22 protein-coding genes and 1 pseudogene are annotated in these 24,816 nt (G+C 39.9%); 7 read left to right on the forward strand and 16 right to left on the reverse strand.

The genetic code is table 11. The features are described 5' to 3' along the window. Positions 1–71 precede the first annotated feature (71 nt). From J7I90_RS05310 to dcuS, 3 genes are all read right to left on the reverse strand, one after another. Positions 72–1,766, reverse strand: a complete 1,695-nt coding sequence (locus tag J7I90_RS05310) for an NAD-dependent malic enzyme (RefSeq protein ID WP_214768824.1) — start codon at positions 1,764–1,766, stop codon at positions 72–74. Positions 1,767–2,058: 292 nt separating this feature from the next. Then, positions 2,059–2,766, reverse strand: coding sequence for a response regulator (locus J7I90_RS05315; RefSeq protein ID WP_214768831.1), 708 nt, complete (start codon positions 2,764–2,766; stop codon positions 2,059–2,061). 1 nt (position 2,767) lies between these two features. Further along, the gene (gene dcuS, locus J7I90_RS05320) at positions 2,768–4,363 is read right to left on the reverse strand and encodes a DcuS/MalK family sensor histidine kinase (RefSeq protein WP_311315178.1); all 1,596 of its coding nucleotides are present in this window, start codon (positions 4,361–4,363) and stop codon (positions 2,768–2,770) included. 1,305 nt (positions 4,364–5,668) lie between these two features. Between dcuS and J7I90_RS05325 the strand changes: the two are divergent. Beyond that, a pseudogene (locus J7I90_RS05325) lies at positions 5,669–5,836 on the forward strand (transposase); the annotation flags it as partial. A gap of 150 nt (positions 5,837–5,986) precedes the next feature. On the opposite strand, the gene J7I90_RS05330 reads toward J7I90_RS05325, so the two are convergent. After that, positions 5,987–7,561 (reverse strand): peptide chain release factor 3, encoded by a 1,575-nt coding sequence (locus J7I90_RS05330; RefSeq protein WP_034314233.1) that lies wholly within the window; start codon positions 7,559–7,561, stop codon positions 5,987–5,989. 895 nt (positions 7,562–8,456) lie between these two features. Between J7I90_RS05330 and cspD the strand changes: the two genes are divergently transcribed. Beyond that, a complete protein-coding gene (gene cspD, locus J7I90_RS05335) occupies positions 8,457–8,660 on the forward strand; it encodes a cold-shock protein CspD (protein WP_134783366.1) in 204 nt (67 codons plus the stop codon). A gap of 98 nt (positions 8,661–8,758) precedes the next feature. Here cspD and J7I90_RS05340 read toward each other — a convergent pair whose 3' ends face one another. The 3 genes from J7I90_RS05340 to J7I90_RS05350 are packed head-to-tail and all read right to left on the reverse strand — an operon-like array spanning position 8,759 to position 11,980. Then, positions 8,759–10,726, reverse strand: a complete 1,968-nt coding sequence (locus J7I90_RS05340; RefSeq protein ID WP_214768834.1) for a DUF6449 domain-containing protein — start codon at positions 10,724–10,726, stop codon at positions 8,759–8,761. Continuing rightward, positions 10,701–11,600, reverse strand: a complete 900-nt coding sequence (locus J7I90_RS05345; protein ID WP_214768836.1) for an ABC transporter ATP-binding protein — start codon at positions 11,598–11,600, stop codon at positions 10,701–10,703. The genes J7I90_RS05340 and J7I90_RS05345 overlap by 26 nt, the downstream gene beginning before the upstream one ends. Continuing rightward, a complete protein-coding gene (locus J7I90_RS05350; protein ID WP_214768838.1) occupies positions 11,597–11,980 on the reverse strand; it encodes a GntR family transcriptional regulator in 384 nt (127 codons plus the stop codon). The genes J7I90_RS05345 and J7I90_RS05350 overlap by 4 nt, the downstream gene beginning before the upstream one ends. A 178-nt stretch (positions 11,981–12,158) precedes the next feature. Between J7I90_RS05350 and J7I90_RS05355 the strand changes: the two genes are divergently transcribed. Next, positions 12,159–12,575: an organic hydroperoxide resistance protein gene (locus tag J7I90_RS05355; protein WP_096338351.1), complete on the forward strand. Its 417-nt coding sequence runs from the start codon at positions 12,159–12,161 to the stop codon at positions 12,573–12,575. Between the two features lie 52 nt (positions 12,576–12,627). Here J7I90_RS05355 and J7I90_RS05360 read toward each other — a convergent pair whose 3' ends face one another. Further along, entirely contained in the window at positions 12,628–13,944 is a 1,317-nt protein-coding gene (locus J7I90_RS05360) for an MFS transporter (protein WP_214768840.1), read from the reverse strand. Between the two features lie 177 nt (positions 13,945–14,121). On the opposite strand from J7I90_RS05360, the gene J7I90_RS05365 reads away from it, so the two are divergent. Next, the gene (locus tag J7I90_RS05365; protein WP_214768842.1) at positions 14,122–14,943 is read left to right on the forward strand and encodes a glycerophosphodiester phosphodiesterase; all 822 of its coding nucleotides are present in this window, start codon (positions 14,122–14,124) and stop codon (positions 14,941–14,943) included. Positions 14,944–15,246: 303 nt separating this feature from the next. Here the strand turns inward: J7I90_RS05365 and J7I90_RS05370 are convergent, their stop codons facing one another. Further along, on the reverse strand, positions 15,247–15,705 hold the full coding sequence (locus J7I90_RS05370) for a hypothetical protein (protein ID WP_251025104.1): 459 nt from the start codon (positions 15,703–15,705) through the stop codon (positions 15,247–15,249). 292 nt (positions 15,706–15,997) lie between these two features. Here J7I90_RS05370 and J7I90_RS05375 point away from each other — a divergent pair, with 292 nt between their 5' ends. Both J7I90_RS05375 and yidC read left to right on the forward strand, forming a co-directional pair. Further along, positions 15,998–16,285 carry a hypothetical protein gene (locus J7I90_RS05375; RefSeq protein ID WP_034314256.1) on the forward strand — a complete coding sequence of 96 codons (288 nt, stop codon included), beginning with the start codon at positions 15,998–16,000 and terminating at the stop codon, positions 16,283–16,285. A 28-nt stretch (positions 16,286–16,313) separates the two neighbouring features. Beyond that, a complete protein-coding gene (gene yidC / locus J7I90_RS05380) occupies positions 16,314–17,099 on the forward strand; it encodes a membrane protein insertase YidC (RefSeq protein WP_251025105.1) in 786 nt (261 codons plus the stop codon). A gap of 84 nt (positions 17,100–17,183) precedes the next feature. On the opposite strand, the gene cphA is transcribed toward yidC, so the two are convergent. Then, positions 17,184–19,805 (reverse strand): cyanophycin synthetase, encoded by a 2,622-nt coding sequence (cphA, locus tag J7I90_RS05385; protein ID WP_214768850.1) that lies wholly within the window; start codon positions 19,803–19,805, stop codon positions 17,184–17,186. Beyond that, positions 19,802–20,614, reverse strand: a complete 813-nt coding sequence (locus tag J7I90_RS05390) for a cyanophycinase (protein WP_214768852.1) — start codon at positions 20,612–20,614, stop codon at positions 19,802–19,804. The genes cphA and J7I90_RS05390 overlap by 4 nt, the downstream gene beginning before the upstream one ends. Positions 20,615–20,796: 182 nt before the next feature. On the opposite strand from J7I90_RS05390, the gene J7I90_RS05395 reads away from it, so the two are divergent. After that, the gene (locus J7I90_RS05395; protein WP_214768859.1) at positions 20,797–21,219 is read left to right on the forward strand and encodes a pyridoxamine 5'-phosphate oxidase family protein; all 423 of its coding nucleotides are present in this window, start codon (positions 20,797–20,799) and stop codon (positions 21,217–21,219) included. On the opposite strand, the gene J7I90_RS05400 is transcribed toward J7I90_RS05395, so the two are convergent. The 5 genes from J7I90_RS05400 to opp4A all read right to left on the reverse strand — a co-directional run bounded on the left by J7I90_RS05400 (position 21,214) and on the right by opp4A (position 24,813). Continuing rightward, positions 21,214–21,366, reverse strand: coding sequence for a hypothetical protein (locus tag J7I90_RS05400; protein WP_214768861.1), 153 nt, complete (start codon positions 21,364–21,366; stop codon positions 21,214–21,216). The two genes, J7I90_RS05395 and J7I90_RS05400, sit on opposite strands and share 6 nt — an antisense overlap. A 75-nt stretch (positions 21,367–21,441) precedes the next feature. Further along, on the reverse strand, positions 21,442–22,488 hold the full coding sequence (locus J7I90_RS05405) for a M42 family metallopeptidase (RefSeq protein ID WP_214768863.1): 1,047 nt from the start codon (positions 22,486–22,488) through the stop codon (positions 21,442–21,444). Positions 22,489–22,580: 92 nt separating this feature from the next. Continuing rightward, a complete protein-coding gene (locus J7I90_RS05410; protein WP_156319562.1) occupies positions 22,581–22,718 on the reverse strand; it encodes a hypothetical protein in 138 nt (45 codons plus the stop codon). A gap of 32 nt (positions 22,719–22,750) precedes the next feature. Beyond that, positions 22,751–22,939, reverse strand: coding sequence for a hypothetical protein (locus tag J7I90_RS05415; RefSeq protein ID WP_214768865.1), 189 nt, complete (start codon positions 22,937–22,939; stop codon positions 22,751–22,753). Positions 22,940–23,046: 107 nt separating this feature from the next. Then, on the reverse strand, positions 23,047–24,813 hold the full coding sequence (gene opp4A / locus J7I90_RS05420; protein ID WP_214768867.1) for an oligopeptide ABC transporter substrate-binding protein: 1,767 nt from the start codon (positions 24,811–24,813) through the stop codon (positions 23,047–23,049). Positions 24,814–24,816: the final 3 nt, after the last annotated feature.

A 24,816-nucleotide genomic window follows, 5' to 3' on the forward strand; every position in this document is an offset into this window, starting at 1 on the left:
ATGACTGACTTATACGGAGATTCCCCTAAAAAGGGATACCCTTTCTTTTGAGACAACAAAATAAACTGGATTTATTTCCCACGAATAGTTTTGTACTCCGGCTTCCACATGGATTCTGTTATTGCTTTTTCAATATCTGTTATATCCGCTTTCGCAATGCCTTCTTCAATGGCTGTCTTTGCCACTTCAATGGCTACAGATTTAGAAACCTCTTGCAATTGTTTGATTGAAGGGAGTAAAGAAGCACCAGGCTTACTGCTATCCGATAATCTTGAAACAGCAGATGAGGCTGCTGCAAGCATTCCCTTAGAGACTTTTGTTGCTTCTGCGACAATTGCACCAAGTCCAAGTCCTGGGAAAATATATGCATTATTAGATTGTCCGATTGAATAAATCACATCATTATAGTCAACATCATCAAACGGGCTTCCTGTCGCTATTAAGGCTTTACCTTGAGTCCACTTTATAAGGTCTTCAGGAACAGCTTCCGCTAAGGAAGTCGGGTTTGACATCGGCATAATTATAGGGTGTTCCACGTGCTTTGCCATTTCTTTTACAACTTCTTCTGAGAAAGCCCCTGTTTGACCAGAAGTGCCGATTAAGATGGTTGGTTTAACCCTTTTTATTACCTCTAATAATGGAATAATTCCGACTTCATTCCGCTCCCATTCCTCGACTTCCTCAGCTTTCCGGCAATACGATTTTTGGAATTTCAAAACATCCGGAGTGTCATCTATCAACAATCCACGATAATCGACGGCCCAAAATTTACCATATGCCTCTTCTCTGGAAACGCCATCTAGGATCATGGCTTCAACCATTTGATCAGCATTACCGATCCCTGCTGCACCTGGACCAAAAACAACAACCCTTTGTTCCTTTAAAGGAACACCAGTTACTTGTAAGGCAGACATTACGGCGGCTAGTGTTACCGCACCTGTACCTTGTATATCATCATTAAAAGTGAGAATTTTCTCGCCATAATTATCGATTATATTTCGTGCATTTACATTTCCCAAGTCTTCCCAGTGAAGTAAAGCCCTTGGGAAGAAGGCTTGAGACATTTTAACAAATAAATCAATGAATTCGGTGTATTCATCACCGCGAACACGCCCAAACCTGTTACCAATATACAGTGGATCACTAATCAGGCTTTCATTGTCTGTCCCAACATCCAGGACAATAGGTAGCACCCTGCTTGGATCAATTCCCGCAGCTGCTGTGTAGACTGCCAATTTGCCAATGGCTATGTTAATTCCACCTACTCCCTGATCTCCAATTCCAAGAATACTTTCAGAATCTGTAACAACTATTAAATCGATATCATCAGATGAAAGGTCCAGGTTTTTAAATGCATCTTCCATTCCCTCCATATTATCAATAGATAGGTAAAGACCCCCTGGACGGTGATATTCTTGGGAGTACTGTTGAATAGCCTCTCCTACAGTAGGTGTGTAAATGATTGGCAGTATTTCACTTAGATGATCTTTAAGTAGACGGTAAAACAGGACCACATTCCTATTAAATAAATCATATAACATTCCATTCTTCCGAATATTGCTAGGTTGAGTGGAAAATTGTTCATAAGCTCTTTTTACTTGTTCCTCAAGAGTAAGCACCTGGGATGGCAGCAAGCCTACCAATCCTAGTTCCTTTCTTTCTTCCTTAGTGAAAGCGACCCCTTTATTAATAAATGGGTTTGACAGAACACCTTTTCCTCTTAAAGTTGTATCCAAACCCGTTTTTGTCTTTTCATAAGCTGTCATAGACGTTCCCTCTTCCTAAAAATGTATATTTAAAAATCATCATTACCAGGCAATAGAGTATATTCTTCCCTGGGGAAGTGTAATTACTAAAAGAAAACTGTAAAAAGGAAAATAAATATACAGCACAAAAAAGAATATTTCCCTCATTACTTTTTATTTGTTCAATCTAGTGGAAAATTTATAAATAACTCAATCGCCAGTCTTATCTTAGTAGTCATTTACGGAGGACACTAGCTTATTTAACTAATTTTAGTATTATGTAATTAAAAAAAGTAAGCAGCACTTTGGCTGCTTACAGATAACGTTGAATAATATGGCTCTTTTCATCATTAAATTTGTGTTGGGAGACTGGTCGGCCTACCGTTCCATAGATTACCTTAACATCAAGGACACCGATATCCTTCATGAATTTTAAATATTTCCTTACTGATACCCTGGATATACCCGCCACATTTACGACTTCCTCTGTTGAAAAGGGAGAATTTTTAAATACCAGTATCACATTCCATATAATCTTTAAGGTATCTTGAGCTAATCCTTTCGGTAATTCCTCTGGTAAATGAATTTCTTCTTGATGCAAAATTCGATAATCCAATTCTTCTTGATTTAGCATATTTTTAGCTTGAATAAAATCTAATTTATTCCGATATGCTGATAAGGCCGCGTTAAAACGGTCAAATTCAAACGGCTTAATTAAATAATCAACAGCACCTAGTCTTAATGCTTTCTGAATCCTCTCAATGTCCGACGCAGCAGAAATGACAATAACATCTATCTCTTTTCCACTTTCTCGAATTTGCGAGAGTAAATCGAGTCCATTTTTCCCAGGCATGAAAATGTCTAATAGAACTAACCCTATTCTTTGATCTTCCAATACATTCAGAGCTTGATCCACTGAGGAACAGACAGCAGCTAATTCGTAGCCATCGACTTGATTCAAATAGCGCTTATTGAACTCTGCAACCATCGGGTCATCTTCTACGATCATTACCTTAATCATCCTACATCATCCTTGCTTTGTATGGTATATAAACCACAAACGTTGTTTCTTGACCTTCTTTTGAACTAATATTGAGATCTCCCCCTAGCTTATCCAGGCTTGCCTTAACTAAATATAAACCAATCCCCCTGTCCACTCCTTTTGTTGTATATCCTTTTAGAAGGATATGATTAAGATTGGCATCAGATATTCCCTGTCCAGTATCATGAACTTCAATAGTTAAAATTTCATCTGCATAATCAAACTTTAATTCAATTCGTTTAACGGGCCTTTTTTCTACTGCTTCTATAGCATTGTCAATCAAATTTCCTATTATCGTAATTAGCTCATGAGTAATAGCTGCATTATCTGGTTCGGGCAATTGAAAGTCAGAGGATAATGCCAGCTTGGCACCTGCTTCCCTTGCATAACTTAGTTTTCCAATTAAAAAACCGGCTAGTACTGGATCTTTAACGGTTTTGGTAATAAAGCCAATCTCGTTTTCTCTGTGATCAACAAGGTCACTAATATATGCTGCAAGCTGATCATAATAATGCATATGCACCATACCAAGTATTACATGAAGTTTGTTCATGAATTCGTGCGACTGGGCCCTTAACGATTCAGCGTATAAGCGGACTCCAGTCAGCTGTTCCGCCAGCATATGTATTTCTGTTTTATCACGAAATGTAGCCACGGCCCCTACGATTTCATCCTTCACAAATACTGGTACCCTATTCACTAGTAAGACACTATCTTTTAAATCCTGCTCTTTATCTAATTCGACTTTTCCGGTCTCCAAGATTCTATCCAGGTTTGCGTCAGGCATATAACCAGTTACCTTTTTACCCGTTGGATTTTCATTAATGCCCGCTTTCTTAAATATCTTTAAAGCTGCTTTGTTTACGAGAGTAATGGTTGAACTCTGATCTACCGCTATGATTCCCTCTCGAACTGATTGTAAAATGGCATTTCGCTCTTTTAAAACCTTCGCAATAGCAAAAGGTTCCAGCCCAAATAATATTTTCTTAATATACCTTGCCAAAAGTATTGCGCCGGCAATTCCGGTTAATATTCCAAAAACTGTTCCTACATAAATATTAAAACGGCTTTTTAAAACAGCTTCATTAACTTTTTGAAGGGAAATACCGACCACCACGGCTCCAATTTGATTACCCTCTGAATTATAAACAGGGGTGAAAGAACGCAAAGACCTGCCTAAAGTTCCTTTGGAAATAGAAATGTGCTCTCTACCTCTTAACACATCTTTCTCATCCCCTCCAACAAATTTTTTTCCTATTTTACTTGGATCGGGGTGAGTTTTCCGAATTCCATTATTATCGATTATTACTACAAATTCTACATCTGTCGATTTTTTTATCCTATTGGTAAATTGCTGAACTTCCTTATTGTTCTCACTTCCACTTAACGTTTCGATTACAAGCGGAGTTTGCGCTGCCATGCGTGCTACGTTTACTGCTTTTTCAGTCTGGCTCTTTTCTATAGTATCTGCAACTGTTTGGCTAATGAGAATATCTGTAATGAATAATGAGAGGGCTACTACCCCACACACCAGTATCATAATAGTAAACTGTAGACTCCATTTACCTTTCTTCACTTCTACACACCTCTTTGGTCTAAAAACTCTATTAACTTTAAGGGATACTTTTATGTTAAGTATGTTCATTTTGCTTACATCACACAATTATTCGGTACTGTATCAAGTTCAAAAAGGTAGCCAAGTGATTTAAATCAATTGAGAGAAGATATATATAACCTAACCATTTGCTAATGTTATCCTTAAAAACACTGATTCAACCGCAATATTTTCCAAATAAAAAAAACAGACTATACCTTCGTAGGCTCGGATATAAATTAATTATTCCCCTTTAATGTCTTAACAACAACTTACCTCGATAGTTCAATATAAGTGATTTTTGCTATACTCCTCCTGCACCAAGGTTAAATCCACAAGTTTTCTATTAGCATTATGCAGTTCATAAGAAGTTTAGCGGAATATCCCAGCAATTCTTACAATGCTCGAAGTTACTATGATTTTCTTATTTAACCTTTCCAATTAGTTACTATTTAATTTTCAAAAATACAGCTGTATACCATCTTCTATCCCCATGTTTCCGTATATCTAAAATCGACATGTTTAAAACTGGAGGAATGATTAAAATACACGCATTTTCAACGGATTTCAAATCAACAAAGTAATAAAGAGAGTACTCAAGGTTAGACTTAGTCATCAATTGTGTAAAATGGACTAAACATAGAATTATTACTTTTATCTGGAATCTGTTATTTTTGATTTCACAAAAAAGCTTGCAGATTTAGACCCTAAAAGGGACCTTATTCTACAAGCTGAACAACCTCCACTATCCGGAGTTTTTCAGTTAAACTATTGATTAAAATGATTTACATCCCAAATGTCAGGGGTTACTGACCCAATGTACCAAGCTGTTACTCAGCCTAGTGATTTTGTTTTACAGGTTAAGTCGAAGCCCGATTGATTTTTTATCTTCTACCCTATCTAGACTTTTTGACCATTAAGGGTCGTCATTTTCCCTAGTATGGAACCATGTTTAAGGTACTATCAAAAAACCCTTTCGATATTTAAACAATGCCCCAGATAAAGGAAAAAGCCCGTGTATAAAACACGGGCTTTCAGACTGTAGACAAACTCGATGAAAATCGAGTTTGTCTATTTTTATGGCCTGTACAATTTGGACGTTGATTTCCACTACAGGCACTCGCTTTCCGCGGGCGGTCGGGGAGCCTCCTCGGCTTTCGCCTGCGGGGTCTCCCCTAGACGCGCTTTTCCCGCAGGAGTCTCGTACCTTCCGTTCCAATCAACTTTGTCTTACCTTTTAGATAGAACACTTTTGCCTAGAGTCATTTTTGTCTTAAAATAGAAGTATCAAAACGTAATGAAACGATTGAGCGTGTGTTCGCAGATGCAAAAGAAAAGCATGGTATGCGTTGGACTACTTTAAGGGGACATAAAAAATTGTCAATGCAGGCGATGCTTACTTTCGCTGCCATTAATTTAAAGAAGATGGCCAATTGGACATGGCGAGGTCCATAAATGGCCTAACATGTGAGCTCGTAGAGCCGCAATCTCTTAACTTTAGGCGAAAATTCAAAGGGAATTTCAAAAGGGGTTCAGAATTTTTTAATTCCGAACCCCTTTTGTCTATAAACTGAAAGCCCGTGCATAAAACACGGGCTTTCTTCTTTATTTCAAATCCATTGGATTATATAATTCCACGTCAGGATTTTTATCTTGGAACCAACGAAGTGCAAACTCATTTTCAAATAAGAATGCATATTTATCAAACCGGTCCTTAACAAGGATGCTTCTTGAGCTATGAAGATTTTCATCAAGTTTTTCATCTTCAGCCCAGCGTGTAATCTTGCTGCCCATGCGCTCCATCACGACTTCAACATTGTACTCGTTCCTCATTCGATGCTCGAATACTTCAAATTGAAGCTGCCCAACCGCACCAAGCAGATATTCTTCCATCCTAACCGTTTTGAAGAGCTGAATTGCCCCTTCTTGTACAAGTTGGTTAATACCCTTATGGAAATGTTTCTGTTTCATGACGTTTTTAGCTGTTACCCTCATGAATAGTTCCGGCGTAAACTGAGGCAGCCTTTCAAACTGAAACATGTCTTTGCTTGTGGTAATCGTATCGCCAATTTGATAATTACCAGTATCATATAAACCGATGATATCTCCGCTTACCGCTTCATTTACCGTGTTTCGATCATCAGCCATGAATTGGGTAGAGGAAGAAAGGTTGATCGGTTTCCCTGTCCTGCTCAAGTTGACGCTCATTCCCCGCTCGAATTTACCGGAGCATATGCGAAGGAAGGCGATTCGGTCACGGTGTTTTGGGTTCATGTTCGCCTGGATCTTGAAGATGAAACCGGAAAAATCATTGCTGACAGGATCCATTTCACCTGACGTTGTCATCCGTGCTTGTGGAGCTGGTGCAAACTTCAGATAAGCATCCAAAAACGTCTGAACACCGAATGTCGTTAAAGCACTTCCGAAAAATACAGGACTAAGTTTTCCATTCGCAATGTTTTCTTCTGAGAATTGGTTACCCGCTTCCGTCAACAGCATGATTTCTTCCAAAGTTTGCTCATATAACTGGGAATCCTTAAGTTTATGATCCACTTCGAGTTCACCATCTTCATTCAACGGAAGGAAACGCTCTTCCCCTTCAGTTTTGAACTGTTCAATCCGATTGTTGAACCTGTCGTAAATGCCCACGAAGTCTTTTCCCATCCCGATCGGCCAGTTCATTGGATATGTTTCTATTCCTAATACCTCTTCAAGTTCGGCAAGTAATTCGAGCGGCGTTTTACCTTGTCGGTCCATTTTATTGATAAAAGTGAAAATCGGTATACCCCTCATCCGGCATACTTTGAATAATTTAACCGTTTGATCCTCGATACCTTTTGCCGAGTCGATGATCATCACGGCGCTATCAACGGCCATCAGTGTACGATATGTGTCTTCACTGAAATCTTGGTGGCCCGGTGTATCGAGAATATTGACACGGAAGTCATCATAATCGAATTGCATGACTGAAGATGTAACGGAAATTCCCCGTTGCTTTTCAATTTCCATCCAGTCACTGGTTGCATACTTCCCTGTTTTTCTAGCTTTAACTGTTCCGGCATCGCGGATCGCGCCGCCAAACAGCAATAATTTTTCTGTCAAAGTCGTTTTCCCGGCATCCGGGTGAGAGATGATTGCGAAGGTCCGTCGGGATTGAACCTCGTCTTTTAAATTAGTCATAATATGTTCCTTTCGTTATTGGAGTCATCGATAAAAAAATTTATAGGAGGTTTACTGTATTTTTTACATTGGAATGGCAACCTTTCTTTGTATGCAAAAATCCTGATCATACACAATATATGTAAGAAGAAATATATCATAAGGCTTAAGCATTGGCTACTCAGCATTCATTTCAATCAACCTTTCTATTTTAACACGATATGAAGGAAAGATGTAGAGGTGAATGAAACACCCATTAGGGGATTTGTTCAGATGGCAAAACAAAAGACGCTTAAGCAGCGCCCCTTATCTTTATCCATATGATTACCGTTCATTTATTCATGGTTTATTCATTTACCTTGCAGTTTTAAACGTTTTTTGACTCCGCTTGTTCTTCCAGCGTTTTTTTACTTCCTTGAATATGATTGGAGCAGCAAAAATGAGAGCCCTTTTTAATAATTTCTTCATTTTTCATCAGTCCTTTCTTTCTTATCCTATACCCGATTATTTTCGCAGAAAACTTTAATGCCAAATTGTTTTCCTGATTTCAACCATAAAGGCATTTCATATTGGACATGGAATCCCCAGTCAAATTTCAATCAAGGAAAATTCCGCGCAACAATATCGTTATATTTCCCCATATAAAACCTATCTAATATTATTTTCCCCAAATGGGAATGTATAAATTACTTTCATTTGTTTTATCCTTTATAAAGGTGGGTATATACTAAAAAACTGGAAATTGTTCCAGAGGTTATTGTGGTAATTTTCCCTGTAGGCTTTCACATATTATCAAGCATCGCCGTATTATAATTTTACTTGAATGAGGGTGTTGGATAATGTGTGAAATTGATTTTTCCATCTAGGTAAAATCATCACCATTAATATTTTTTAACTTTTTAGGAGGATTCATCGAATGACAGTAACAGGTAAAGTGAAATGGTTCAATAGTGACAAAGGATTTGGTTTCATCGAAGTACCAAACGGAGATGATGTTTTCGTACATTTTTCCGCCATTCAAGGAGAAGGTTACAAAAGCCTTGATGAAGGTCAAGAGGTTGAATTTGAGATCGAAGAAGGAAACCGCGGACCTCAAGCTAAAAACGTCGTAAAACTCTAAAGCATTGATACACAAACATAATTGATAGGCAATGCAAAAGGATGCCGCCCATATTGGGCGGCATCCTTTCCTTTATGTGTACATGCGAAATATTCACGTTATTTTTCATTAAAATGACCCAAAATGAAATCAGGAACAAGTTCGCCAGAAAAACTCTTGATGTCCACATCTCTGCTTTCTTTATAATAAAAGGCAGCTAAATACTCCCCGCTCCAATCAATTTGGGCATTATCAATGGCTGTCTCGATTTCAGAAGCGTTCTTAATTTTCAAGCGATTTGGCTGTTGTTCAATCTGCTGTGCAAGTTCACTTTCAGAATTCGTGTGATAAATTTTTGATTCGGACTTCGCAACCAGGATATAAGAAATATCATCAGCCATTAACCGCGCTTGTTCCGATTGTCCGGTACTAACCATCCATTCAGAAAACTGAGAATATGAAGAGTCCCAATTCATATAAATGGTTTTGTTATTTTTCAAAAGAATCTCTATGGAGGCGTAATCACCAAAAGAAGAAGTCATTTGCGCGAAAGATTGATTATTCAGATCCTCCGACAATGCCTTCACTGCAGCTGCCAGCTGGTGGCGGTCCGTAATCGTTATGGATTTGTCCACTTGGCCGCTCGCCGTTATCTTGATTTTAGAAACGTCTTCAGCGGAAACATTCAATACCTGATTAACCATTTTTTTATATTCATTCGACTCATATATTTTTGCCAATAGCGGCATGTATGAGTCGTAATTCTGTAAATGATACTCTCTTGCTAACCGTTTTCCATTCTTGAGTTCATACATAAGAAATACGGATTGACCATCATTCCATTCACCAATGGAAACCTTTTTGCCCTTATCGATGATCTCCTGATGCAATAACCTGATCGCTTCAATATTTTCCTTCTCTTTAAGATAAGTGGAAGCACTATTCGAAGTGTCATCGCCATCAAAAAATAAAGGAGAATCACCAATATAAATTTGGCTAATCATCTTTTCATCAGGAATCTTGGTCTTATACTGAAGGGGATCTATTTTTATAATGAGTGCCAGCACAATGACAGCCGCTATAAATGCTACATAACCTTTCAGGTTGACCCGTATTCGCCAAGTCTTTTGCAGGACGATTTCCCCTAAATAATATCCAAGCAAAGAACCCACGGTATATCCAAAAAAAATCCACCCAGATTCGCCTGTCGTTTCGCTAAAATAAAGCCCTGTAAACAGCATCATGCATAATGTCAGGCCGAATTTAAACACTGGCTTAATCTTCGGGTAAACAAATGCCTGCGACACATGCTCCAGCTTTCTCCTCTCATATAGAAAAAGAGAGCTGATCAGAAATAGAGAGGTTAATATACTATAAATTAATGTATTAATAGAGAAGAACGTGATTTTTTCCATCTCCGTTGCTGCTAATAATGGGGAGATGCCCTTCATATTGGCACTTAGATAATACTCTGCAGAAAATCCTGCTATCAAAAATTTCACATTGGCTGCAAACAAAACAAAAAGCCCCACCGGCAAAGTAAGAAAAATATAGGTCAGCACTCCTTGAAAGGCTGATAATCCCGTAACCATTCCAAGTAAAACGGCAACAGAAAAGATCAAAGCTTCCAAAATGAATGTAGTCCCCATCCAAGACCATATATCCGTCATGGTATATAGCCGTTCTATATCAATTGCCGAATGAAATAATATCAATATTGAACCTGTAAGCAAAATCGGCAAACCCATGAAACCAATTCCCGTTCCAATCATATGAACGTAGATGCTGCGTCTCGTAATCGGTAAACTATGAATGAAGTCTGAGGCTTGTTTCATTTGTAAAAACCGAAAAAGGAAGATGGCAAGTAATACTGGAATAACGATGACCAAGACAAATTGTATCTTCTGCTGACAGGAAAAAAGGTTTTCGAATTCCACATATTCATTGTTCCCATTCAAGATAATCGCTAACATTTTCAGAGGCAGCGCAAATATGAGGCCTACAAGATATAGGAAACCAATCCAGCCAGTGCTTCTGAAAATATAGATAATCAGTTCCCTATTAAACCAGGTTATTCTGGATGACATAACCGATATCCCCCATTTCATAAATGAATATCTCCTCTAGAGTAAGGGGGAGAATATCTAATATTTCCGGCTGAAACTGATTAAAATGCGATTTAATCATGGCTTCACTACCTTTAACGATACAAACGATCACGCTGCCGCGTCTTTCCTTGTTAAGGATTTGAATTCCGCGGTATAAACCATGGGGAATTTTATACTTAAAGGCAATTTGCACTTTATGTACATCAGCTTTCAAGTCATTCAAAACCTTTTGGATAACAAGCTCACCCTTATGCAAAATCCCTACATGATCGGCTAAATCTTCAATTTCCCGGAGATTATGGGACGATAGTAAAATCGTCATATCCCTTTCCGAAACATCCTGAATCAACAACTGCCTCACATTTTTTCGCATGACCGGATCTAATCCATCAAACGGTTCATCCAATATTAGAACTTCCGGCATCGTCGAGAGTGCTAGCCAAAAAGCAACCTGTCTCTGCATCCCCTTCGATAGTTTATGTATTTTATTTTGGACGGGTATCGGGAATACTTCCTGTAATTGATGGAAACGTTCTTGATTCCACTCGCTATAAATATGGCTATAAAAACCTGCCATTTGCGTGATCGTATAGTTAGCCAGGAAATAAGGCGTATCAGGAAGGAAGAAACAACGATTTTTCACTTCACGGTTTTCAAACACATATGATCCATCAATAAGAACTTCACCTGCATCCTGTATCAGGTTGCCTGAAAGCATTTTTAAGAGAGTCGTTTTCCCCGCCCCATTTGAACCTAATAACCCGAATATGGAGCCTTTTTGTATGACCAAGGTGACGTTTTTGATTGCTTCTTTTCCTTCATATAATTTACTCACCTGTTTTATTTCAATCATGAATCCCCCCCCTTTGCCAATGGACTGATTTCCTTTATCATTCTATAAATTTCATGTTTATCGATTCCGATATACAGAGCTTCAGCGAGTACCTTTGAAAGCTCGTTTCTGATCTCTTCTTTCTTCAATGAATTTTTGAAGGATTTAGGAGGTGCCACGAAATTCCCTTTGCCTGGTAAGGTATATATAAACCCGTCAGACTCCAGCTGCTTGTAAGCTTTCTGGATCGTATTTGGATTGATGGTCAATTCCTGAGCCAATATTCGGATGGATGGGAGCTGATTATGTTCCTGTAAAACTTCATTGATCATTAGTTCCTTTAACTTATCCATCAATTGCTCATATACCGGCTTTCCACTTTGAACATCCAACTCAAACATCATAAACCCTCCTTGCAATGGGTGTATTACATCTCCTAATACAGTACATTATAAAACAATATCTTCCAATTTAAAACCAATTTAATACCATTTTCAAACAATACTCGCTTTCATTTTGTTTAACAAGACTTACAGCAGGGAAGTAATGATAGTAAGAATAATAAAGGAGTTGTTTTCATTGAAACCATTATATACAGCTACAGTTACCGTACACGGTGGTCGGGAAGGACATATTAAATCAGAGGACGGGATTCTGGATTTCGATGTGAGGTCACCGAAGGAATTAGGTGGTTCCGGTGAGCGCGCCACAAACCCTGAACAGTTATTCGCAGCCGGTTACGCGGCATGTTTTGACAGTGCCTTGAATCTTGTTCTGCAAAAAGAAAAGAAAAAGGCCGATACATCCGTGACTGCAAATGTCACGATCGGTAAAGATGAGGATGACGGCGGTTTTAAATTGGCGGTCAGGTTGGATGTTTCGATTCCCGACCTAAGCAGGGAAGAAGCCGAAGACTTCGCCAAAAAAGCACACATGATCTGCCCCTATTCAAAAGCAACACGCGGGAACGTCGATGTCACCTTGATTTTGGTATAAAGTTTTTGCAAGGGACTGAATACGGCATTAAGGCCGGCTCAGTCCCTTTTTCTTATTTCACCTCTTCCAATCCCTTCAGTTTCAAAAGAAAGCCAAGACCTATTATCGCCATGATGATCAATGACCCTAGTGCCATCCGGCTCGCCAATGTACCGAGGTCGTGGAATATCAACGTGATCGTTCCATATAATAGCGGACCGATTATTGAAGAGACCTTTCCAGAGAATGCAAATAGTCCAAAAAATTGCCCCCTCTTCTCATCCGGAGTCAATTCAATGATATACGTCCGTGAAGTCACCCACATCGAACCTAGCGAAATGCCGAACATACTCCCTGCAACCCAGAACCATAGGGCGGTTTGTGCGAAGACCGCTATAAATAAAGCGACCAAGAGCAGAACTCCCACATACGTTACAGCCAGCCGCGGTCCCTTCGACTGCGAGATGTATCCAAACAGAAACGATCCGGCAATGCTCGATACTGTCGATACCAGGTAAAGAAAAATGAATCCGCTGGAGGAAAATCCAACAACAGTCTTGGCATATACGGCCATCATGCCTATAGTGGTCGCAATTGCATCATTTAAAAAGAAATAAGCAATCATGAATGTAAAAACCGATCGGTAGGATCGCATCTCTTTAAATGTTGATTTAATTTCCTTATAACCTGATAAAAAAGGTTCTTTCGCTTTTTGCTGTTTTGGGGACTCTTTTAAAAAAAAGAATAAGGGAAGGGAAAAAACCAGAAATAAAATGGCAGTGGGAATGAAGGCTTCATGTGAACTCCCTTTATTTATGAATGGATAGATTGACAGTCCCACTAACGTTCCAAGATAGCCTACCGCCACGCCAAATCCTGATATAAGCGGCAATTGCTGTTTCGTGCCTAAATCGCTCATCATCGTATCATAGAAAACCAGACTCGAATGATAGAAAAACTTTGCTATCACAAATAAAAGAATGACGATCGCCAATGAAACGGGAATGCCCAGAATCTTTCCATCCAACGGCATTCCTCCGAATACCCCCATTAAAAATGTACATACAACGGAAATGAGTGTGAAAATCATAATGTATTTTTTCATTTTTCCCGTTCGATCGATCATGACACCGAACAGCGGGGAAAACAAAACGAGAAACAAACTGGCAATCGCATTAGCGTAGGAGATGAAGGTACTCGCAATCTGATCAAGAACGGCATTTTCCCCAATCTGTTCCTGGAGAAAGAATGGAAAGAAAATCGTATTGATATTAGAAGAAAAAATCGTATTGGCAAAATCGTAAAACGCCCAAGAGAGAATGGGAAGGGAAAAATATAAACCAAAATTCCCCTTCCATTTTTTAGACTTCGGTTTCACCTGCAATTCCATCTGCTTTCCCTCCTTACTGATACTTAAATTATATGTATTCCATACCTTTCCAATAAATCCTTTAAGTCGGATGATAACATTGTGTAAAACATGATTTTTTCCTGCCCAGCATGTAATATTATGAAATGAGACTGTCCTGCTAACTTTTAATCATTGTGCCTGATAGGAGTGTGAAAGATGACCGCATTTTTTCTTATTATCGTGATAACCATGCTTGTCCTGTTCGCTCTCTACGCTAAAAGATCAAAAAGTGATTTCCCTGAAAGCTTAATGATGGAGCATTCCCCCATTAAAATTGGACATCGGGGTGCATCTGGATATTGCCCCGAGAATACAATGGCATCATATAAAAAAGCCATTGAATTGGGAGCTGATTTCCTGGAAGTGGATATCCATCTCAGTAAAGATGATGTCCTTGTTGTTCATCATGATCCCACCTTGGATCGAACCACAAACGGCAAAGGGAATCTCCGTGATTACACGGCAGCCGAATTAAAGGAACTGGATGCAGGAAGCTGGTATCATTCTCGCTATAAAAACGAAAGGATTCCTTTACTAAGGGAAGTATTGGAGAATTTCGGGTCTGAAGCCGGAATTTTAATCGAATTGAAACATCCCTCTGCTTATCCCGGCATAGAAGTGAAACTTGCCGAAGAATTAGGTGAATTCCAAGAATGTTCAACAAGTAAAAATAAGATAATGGTTCATTCGTTCGATATGGAATCGATGAAAAGGTTTCATCAATTAATGCCTGACATACAAGTGGGCGTTTTGATAAAACGGCGAATCAATGACCAAAAAATAAAAGAGATTGCCAAGTTTGCATCATTTTTGAATCCAAAACAAACGATTTTGAGTACGAAGCTGCAAAAGCGAATCCAAAAGCACGGGATGAAAGTATTTACATGGACCGTCAACAATAAAAAACAAATACGCATGTTCAAAATGATGCAGGTAGATGGGATCATTTCCGATTTTCCAGATTATTTTTTGGATTGAATCTTTGAATGATAGTGATAACTAGTTCTTTACACGGTTCAGGGTGAGACCACTCCGAATCCCTTTTAAAATTCCCTTTGAAATTTTGTTTAAAGGTTAGGAACAAAAGAATTTAAGCAAAAAAATAGTTGATTGGAGCGGGTGTGCGAGACTCCTGCGGGAATATCGAGTTCAAGGGGGACCCCAAAGGCGCAAGTGCGCCGAGTCCGGACCGTCCGCGGAAAGCGAGTGCCCTACGTTCCAATCTATGTCCAAATTTGTACATTTTGAACAATCCGCAAATGCGGATTGTTTTTTGTTTTTTTAAAAACAATGAAAGTATTGTATTTCATGCGCGTCCGTTCCATAATAGGCCCATCGCTGTTGACTTCGTCTCCAACGATAACCTGCCACTGAATTATATCCGACATATGTTGGGTAAAACCAAAATGAACGGCCATTCTTAAGCCAAATATACGTATGTTTGTATAAGCACCCTTTCATTGACATAGTATCCATTGCCTTATACATTCCTTCATGAAGTTGTGGAGTGAATAATAGCGGAGCTATATGAGGCGGTCCTCCTCCGTACGGCGGCCGAGGCGGTGGCTGGCCCCCTCCGTAGGACGGACCAGGCGGGCCAGGAGGAGTCCTTACATCCATCATCTGATTCTCAAATGGATATGCCCCTGCCATGAAATGTTTGCCCATATTTCGGAGATGTGCATTTCGTTCATTACCGTTATGGTCGTTTTGTTGATTGAATGAATCGTAGGGTTTCATACCTTTTCACCTCATAATTGAACTTCCATTTATCCGTATGTAGACGAATGACCATTTGTACAGCCTCTGCTCTGAACAGTCTCGAATTTGATTTCCATTCAATCTATTTTTGAAATTAATGCATCAGAAAATATTCCCTGTTTATTTTTTGAAAAAACCCCTATATTTTTTAGCTTTCTTGCCCTAGAATTGATATAGTGTTGTTAATGATTTAAATATGGTCAATAGTCATGTTAGGCCCTAAATCATTTTTGGACAAATTTTCTTATCTTAGAAAAAACGAGGGATTCCTATGTGGGAATTATTATTAGAATTCGATTATCAAACCGTTCGCCATGCGGTATGGGCAGGTTACTTATTTACCTTTGTCTTTCCACTGGCCGCGTTTTACTTCTTAAATAAAAAGCAATCGCTCTTGAATGACAAATATCAAGCTTCCGTTCATACAGATAAAAGCAAATCCCCTGTTCATACAGGCAGCACCTTTGATTGGCGCGGTGCACAGCGCTTTTTCACATTTATCCGGCAAAAAGATTCACCAGATGATTCCGATGAGCCAAGCCTCCTTCTAGTTGTTTAAACAATAACAATTCGAGGAGGAAATTATATTGAAGAAGAAAAACATGTTTTTAATTGCCGTCCTATTTTTGGCAACGACCCTTATGACTGGTTGCTCAGCAGCAACGAGCGGCCCATTTCATACTGCATTGGTTAACCCCATGACAAAAATGCTGGAATTCAATGCTGGTTTATTTAATGGCAACTATGGTTTAAGCATCATCATGATGACATTTTTGATTCGCCTTGTTTTGCTACCACTGACTGCCAAACAATACAAAACACAGCTTAGCATGAAGACGAAGATGAGTGGGCTGAAACCGGAAATGACAGCAATCCAGCAGAAAATCAAAGAGACGAAAGATCCCGCTAAACAAAAGGCCCTTCAGCAGGAAATGATGCAGCTTTACCAAAAACATGGAGTCAATCCTTTAAACATGGGCTGTCTGCCGCTGTTAATTCAAATGCCAATCCTAATGGGCTTTTATTATGCAATTCAAGGTTCCCATGAAATTGCGACCCATAGTTTCCTTTGGTACAGCCTAGGTCAGCCGAATATTGCCATGGCGATAATCGCTGGTGTCATTTATTACTTCCAATCGGTCATTTCCGTGAGACAAATGCCGGAAGAACAGCAGAAACAAATGAAGATGATGAGCTTGCTCTCACCAGCAATGATCTTATTCATTTCTTTCTCTGCTCCTGCTGCATTGCCACTATATTGGTCAATCGGTGGTATATTCATGATTGTTCAGTCAATCGTGCTTCAGCGAATATATAAAAAAGACCATACCGCTGTCCCGGCTGCAAATGAAACGGTCATGAAAAAAAGCTAATCCACTTGGATTAGCTTTTTTCATACTTTCATTTTCCACTTGCACTGGAAAGCGATGGGATTTCCAGGGTGAGATCACTTTGTTTTATTTCTTCGGCAATGGATTTGTTGAAACCTTTTCGAAAAATCGCTCTACATATTCGAAATCCGTGTAAAAGAACAATAATAGGTCACCCGGTTGTGACTTCTCCCAGGCTTTTATGAATGCGTCCAATTCATTCGGTTCGATGAATGTCCGATCTTTTTGTAACCCAGCTTCTACCGCAGCATCCTGAAGCAGCCCGGCTACTTCTAACGGCTCCCTTCCCCGCAAATCATCGTCTTCTTTAATGATGAACAGATCGGAATTAATGGCCGCTACCTTGGAGAGTCTGATAAGTTCTTCATCAATACGGTCCCCTGGCCCTGCCAAAACAGTGATAAGATGATTTTTGTTATAGGCACTGACCGTTTCGAATATGGCCTTCAATCCCGCTTCATTATGAGCATAGTCGATGATGATCGTGCGCTCTTTCAACTTTTTCAAATTGAACCGTCCTTTGGACAAATTCGTATCAGGCATAAATGTGGCAGCCTTCCTTCTTAGTTCTTCCATGGAAATGCCTTGTGTTTCGGCTGCGGCTAACGCCTGAAGTAAATTGGCGATATTATGACGCGCCATGCCGGAGATCGTAATTGGAACCATGGTGCAATCCATAAATGGATGGATGACTCCATCAGCTGAATGACAAATGACGCCTTTTTCATTGACGCACCAAACTTTACATCCCTTATCTATCGCAGCTTTCACGTGAGGCTGGGTGGCATCTGTAGAGGTGTAAATGACCTCCCCATCTGTATAAGCGTTCATGGCAGCTACATTCGGATCATCTGCATTCAGTACACAATAGCCTGTTTTCATTACGACTTCAGCTACCAGCCTCTTTAATTTAATGAGATCATCCAATGTATCGATTCCATCACGGCCGAGGTGATCCTCACTTACATTGGTGATGATCCCCACATTACATTTACGAAAAGCAAGACCTTCACGCAGAATCCCGCCACGGGCCGTTTCCAATACGGCAATATCGACTTCAGGATGGGCCAATACCATTCTTGCACTGACAGGGCCGCTGCAGTCACCGTGATCCAATACCTCATCGCCGATATATACTCCATCAGAATTTGTCATCCCAACTTTTGTTTTTTCATTAGTAAGAAAATAATGAATCAATCGGGTTGTTGTCGTCTTGCCATTTGTTCCGGTCACTGCAATGATCGGTATAGCCGCCTCTTCCCTGGTTGGAAATAAATAATCGACAATGGCTTTGCCTACATCCCTTTTTTTCCCTTCACTCGGATAATGATGCATTCGAATTCCCGGTGCAGCATTCACTTCAATAATTGCAGTCCTTGAATGTTCGATCGGTTTTGATATATCCTCACAAATAAAATCTATTCCGGCGATATCCAAACCAATCGCTTTCGCAGCTGCAACAGCCATATTCTTAATGGTCGGATGAACCTGGTCCGTTACATCGATTGCCTTTCCGCCAGTCGAAAGATTTGCATTGCCGACAACTTGAACCAATTCCCCTTGATTCGGAATCGTATCGAGTGTCCGATTCGATTTTTCCAAGTAACACGTCACGGTATGTGTAAGTGGGATTTTTGACATCGGCTTTTCATGACCTTCTCCCCGCAAATCATTACAATTTTCCTTTTCTATCAAACTGCGTATCGTTTCCTTGCCATTGCCAATAACATAGGGTGGAAGCCTCAAACTGGCGGCGATAAGTTCTCCATTAACTATCAGTAACCGATAATCATGTCCTTCAATATGCCGTTCGATAATATACTTCTCTACATGCAACTCCAAACAATTGATTACATTGAATAGCTCATCCTTATTTTTGATATGGGTGATGACACCCTGACCCTGTCTCCCATTATACGGTTTTATGACCAGTGGAAAACCCAGCCTGTCCGCCGAGGCAAAGATATCTTCAATGGAATGGGCAACTTCCCCTTCAGGTACAGGGAGGCCACATCCTCTTAAAATGGATTTGGTCAATGCTTTGTCACATGAATTCTCAACCGCAAGATTCGAAGTCTGGCTAGAGATTGTCGCCTGGACATACTTCTGCCTTGCACCTGTTCCTAAACGCAATAAGCTTTCATCACCCATTCGCTCGACAGGGATATCTTTTGCTTGCGCTGCCTTAAAAATGGCTTCGGTACTTGGCCCCAGTTTATTTTTATAATATAACTGCTCTATTTGTTTTACATAAGATTGTACATTTATAAGTTTTTCACCATTCAGGATGGCTTCCGCGATATCTTTTGCTGCTAAAAAAGCTTGAAGACCTGAGTGAGGCTCCTGATAGTCAAAGGTAACATAATAAAAACCCTTCTTTTCCATCATTATCGTTTTTCCCCGAATGGCTTCGATTCCAGCCAAGTTTTGAAGCTCAATCGTCATATGCTCCAATATATGTCCCATCCATGTTCCTTTTCTCAGCCTTTCGGCGAATCCGCCTCGATACCCTTTTGAACATGTATGGCTTCCCAAGTTCGGGAGCACCTTTAACAATTTTTCATTGAATCCAGGTATTGAATCAGATGGTTTCTGTTCCAGTTCCCCTATATCCAATTCAATGCAAATCGTAGGTGTATAAGCAAAATAATTAGGTCCTTTTAAATAACGGACTCGATTGATCTTCATTGTTGGATCCCCTTTTTCATCAACAATTTCCTTGTAAGCAGGTCAAAACGGTATCCCCTGGTTAGTGCATGAAGGTTGAATCCCGAAAGAGTCAACTCTTCACTTCCATTATCAGAAGATGTGATATTTATATAATCACTGGTGCTGCCATCAAGAACCAATACTTGATGTTGGCCGACTACTTCAAAATGACCGTCTTTAACTAAAATTGCTGTATTTTCATCAATGCCAATACCCATAATTTCCTTTTTACCTGCTATTGCACTTAACAGACGATCAAACCGGCCACGCTGGGAAAAGTGTTGATCGATTATCAGTCCGTCCAGAAAGCCGAAACCTACGCCAATTTCAACCTTTAACTTATTGTCATTCAGCATCGTGTCAGCAGCAACGATCATATACTTACCTAAAATCGAAGCACCAGCACTTGTCCCTGCTATCACCATTCCTTCATGCCAGGCTTTAGAAAGGGCATCGTGGAACTTTGTTTTTCCAATCAGTTCAGACAGTCGGCTTTGGTTTCCCCCTGAAATGAAGATGGCGGAAAAAGATGCAAGCTGTTCACAAATTGCCGGATCGTTTGCATCCTGCCTTGAATCCAGCTTGATCACTTCCACCCTGTCCACACCTAAATCCCTGAAAATCTTGATATACTCTGTACTCACTTCCTCAGGAATTTCACTCGCTGTAGGCAATATTCCTATTCCGCCTTTGCTATGGGTAGCAAGCTCGACAAATTTATTTAATACTTCACCTTCAAGGCACTTATCCTCTGCCCCGCCAATGATAAGTAATTCACCACAATTCATTCATCATACTCACCTTTACAAATGGATTCACATCATGAAATTGCTCTAAACAGAACACATAATGACTAGTATGGCAACTTCTTTCGGTATTCATTCATAAAAATGGCAAACTGCATAATTTTGTTTAACTTAATGAAAAAAGAGGAAAAGTAATAAAGTAAAAAATAAAAGGAGTGTCAAAAATGAGCCAAAACCAAATAAAAGAAAAAGTATTGAACATCATCCGTGATCATAAAATAGGAGTTTTATCTTCAGTTGAAAACAACAAACCACATTCACGCTATATGACATTTTTTAATGATGAATTAACTTTATACACACCCACGAGTGGAAAGACGGAAAAAATCGACGAAATTGAAAAGAACCCTAATGTTCATATCCTGATTGGCTATGATAATGAAGGATTGGGTGATTCTTACCTGGAGATCTCAGGTACCACGAAAATAAACGATTCACAGGAACTGAAAGATAAATTATGGAATGAATCATTTGAAAAGTGGTTCGAAGGGCCTAAAGATCCAAATTATTTAATTCTGCAAATTAAGCCGGAAAGCATCCGGTTGATGAACAACAATGGTGAACCTCCACAAGAATTATCATTATAAATCTTTATTTTTGTACTTACGCCAATTGACGAGTATTACGCTCAAACTCACGAGTAAATGGCCAATATTCACGAGTAAAACACCGAAACTCACGAGTATTTGATCGAAATTCACGAGTAAATGACCGTGTAAAACACCAAAATTCACGACTATAATGAAAATATCACTAAAAAACAAGAAAAGCCCGCACTACTATTATAGGAGTGCGGGCTTTTCTCACGATTATACTGACTCTGATTGGATATAATGCAAAATCAGATTGGCTGTATGCTTTAATGAAGAGACATGTGTCCGCTCGAAGGCATGTGAAGCATCGATTCCCGGTCCGATCAGGCCATGTACGACATCATATCCTGCCCGGATCGCAGCGGAAGCGTCCGATCCATAATATGGATAAATATCTACTCGGTAGTCGACAGCATTTGCTTGGGCAAGCGAGACCAGATGCTGGCGCAGTTTATAATGATAAGGACCCGAGGAGTCTTTTGCGCAAATGGAAACGCTGAATTCATCCGTCGTTTGTCCATCACCGATCGCGCCCATATCGACAGCTAGATACTCGACTGTTTTCTCAGGGATATTGGAATTTCCGCCATAGCCGATTTCTTCATTGTTGGAAATCAGGAAATGGGTCGTATATGCCAGTTTTATCTTTCCTGCGGAAATGAGGTCAATGATATGAAGAAGGATGCCAACGCTAGCTTTATCATCCAAATGCCTTGATTTCAAAAAGCCTGTATCCGTCACTTCCACTCTCGGTTCAAAGGAGACAAAATCTCCAACAGAAATGCCAATGGCCTCGGTTTCCGCTTTAGTTTTCACGATAGCATCTATCCGGACCTCAATCGTTTCATCATCACGCTTGGCATCCCCGGCATTTTTATATACGTGGACAGAGGTCTGATTGATTAAAATGGTCCCAGTGATGATTCTTCCGTCAGCTGTATGAATTTTACAATACTCCCCTTCCACCGAGTTCCAGCGGAAACCTCCGATCATCGTCAATTTGAGGCGGCCATTCGCTTTGATTTCCTTTACCATGGCTCCCAGTGTATCGACATGGGCAGTCAGCAAGCGTTGTTTGTTATCATCTTCGCCTTTTAATGTAGCAAGCAATGCCCCTTTATTCGTGATGTTATATGAAACCTTCCTCTGCTCCATGAAATCAGCCGCGTATTTAATGGCTTGTTCAGTATAGCCGGAGGGGCTGGGTATGGACACCAATTCTTTTATGTAAGATATGATTTCTTTTTCTTCGATCACGCTCATGCATATCTCTCCTTTCCTCTTTGTTCATTATATCTTTTCATGGCAACTTTTAACATATTAAAAGACCGCCAAAAGGCGGCCCTTTAATAGATTTAACTCATAAAAGCCATGACAGGCAAGATGGCCATAGCTAATGTTGCAATTCCATATAACGCCAAGTTCTCCATATTCACTCTTCTTTTCCACTTATCGCGCCATACCTTGTATCTGTCCATATCTTCGTTCCTCATAAAAAAACCTCCTTCATGATGAAAGTTCAACTTCACTTCAATTGTCTTTGTTTGTTGGACATTTCCTTCATATATTCCAAGAAGGCAATTCTCTTTTCGTCTGGATAGGCTATAATGTCTGCAATGATTTCCTCTTCGAGAGGTTTCAGTAAACGGCCAACCGATTCAGTAAACAATATTTCTAACTCTCTCTTTGTTTCATTAGGATTTCTCACTTCCATCAATATCACCCTTCCAATTACTTACTATTATCTATATAACCTTTAGCCACTCCATTGAAACAAAAAAAAAATCGACCGCCATAAAGGCAGCCGATAGTCATCTTAAATTATTTCGTTACCCCAACATTATGCCATTGATATTGACGGCCTGCGAGATAATCGTAACCTGTGACGCGTTCATTCACTCCAGCCAATTGATAACGGAATAATGTCGGAATGACCGGAACCTCTTCATGAATCAATTCTTGCCACTCATTATACGTATCGATTCGATATTGATCATCGAAGGCTTCCTCTGAAATCCCTTTAGCAAGAAGCTCATCATTTTTTTCATTCACCCAGCGGGTATAGTTAAATTCCGCAGATCTAGCCCATAGACCAGATGGATCCGGATCGGAAGCGACTCCCCATGCTGCTGAATAAACATCAACTTTATCATTATCCTTTTTCAGCAGGTCGTAGAATGAATTGAACTCATGCAGCCTTCCATCCTGCAATTCGACGTCCAACCCTACTTGTTCCCATTGCTGGATATAATATCTTGCCAGTGGCTCAGAAACATCGGAACCGCTCATGGAAGCAAAGTTGATCTTGAACTCTTTTCCATCAGCATCCTCACGAATGCCATCATTATTCGTGTCAACAAATCCTGCTTCATCCAAAAGTTTTTTAGCTTTTTCAGGATTATATTCATATGGTTTTACATCTTTATTGTTATATTTAAAGTTCGGTGTAATGACAGAGTTGGCAGGGAAGCGAAGGCCCTTGTACATTTTTTCGCCAACTTCTTCATTATTGATGGCATATGCCATCGCCTGACGAAGGCGTTTGTCACCGAACTTCGGATTCTCATCCATAACATTCTCTTCTTTTTCCTTATCATAGTAGCCGAAGTTGAAACCAATATAGGAATAAGCCAATTCAACTTTCCCCAATAATTCGACATTGTCCAATTCCTTGGCCTGCTCATATTGCTCAGGCAGGACCTCGGCTACATCGAGGTCACCATTTTCAAGTGACTTGACGACAATAGACGGATTCACGACTTTTAATGTGACACTGTCCAATTTAGGTGCACCGCGGTAATAATCTTTATTCGCTTCAAATTCGACCGCTTCCCCTTGAACGATTTTCTTCACTTTGAATGGTCCAAACCCAATCGGATTTTTACGGATTTTATCCGATGATTCCAAATCTGCAATCGGAACATCTTTTAAGTATTCTTTATGAAGCGGGTATGTCCATAATCCGGTCGTGACGGACGGATTCGCTTTTTTGAACGTGAAAGTGATTTTCTTGCCATCGACTTTAATGCCTGAAATCTTATCCGCTTTCCCTTCATGATACTCTTCCATACCCTCGATCAAAGCCATTTGTTCATCATAGCGGACACCTTTGTAATCTTTGCTTCCTATGACAAGGTACGCATATTCTAAATCAGTGCCTGTCACAGGCTTTCCATCATGCCAATTTACATTATCCTTGATCGTCAGCGTGACCGTTTTATGATCGTCCGATATCTCATAGGAAGCGGCGCCTTCATTCGTGAATACATAGTTTTCGTCTGTATCCAATAAATCTTCATCATCCAGGAAAGTGATGATTTGGTGATCGGGTTCGCCTTGATAGAAAACTTTGTTTAATATCCCTTCAAACGGGGTATCGGATACCAATCCATATGTCAAATGGCCGCCTTCAATCGGCTCTCCTTGATTTGTCGTCTTTGTCGGGAATTTAGAGGTATCGACCTGTTCGACATCTTTCCCTTTTTTCTCTTTCGTTGACGACTTCTCCGTATCATTCGAACATGCAGCAAGCAGTAGAGACGAAATGGCCAATGCACTTAATACCTTACTGTAGCTTTTGATTTTCATATC

It is taken from the genome of Bacillus sp. ISL-57 (assembly GCF_018613135.1).
GTDB lineage: Bacteria > Bacillota > Bacilli > Bacillales > DSM-1321 > Peribacillus > Peribacillus frigoritolerans.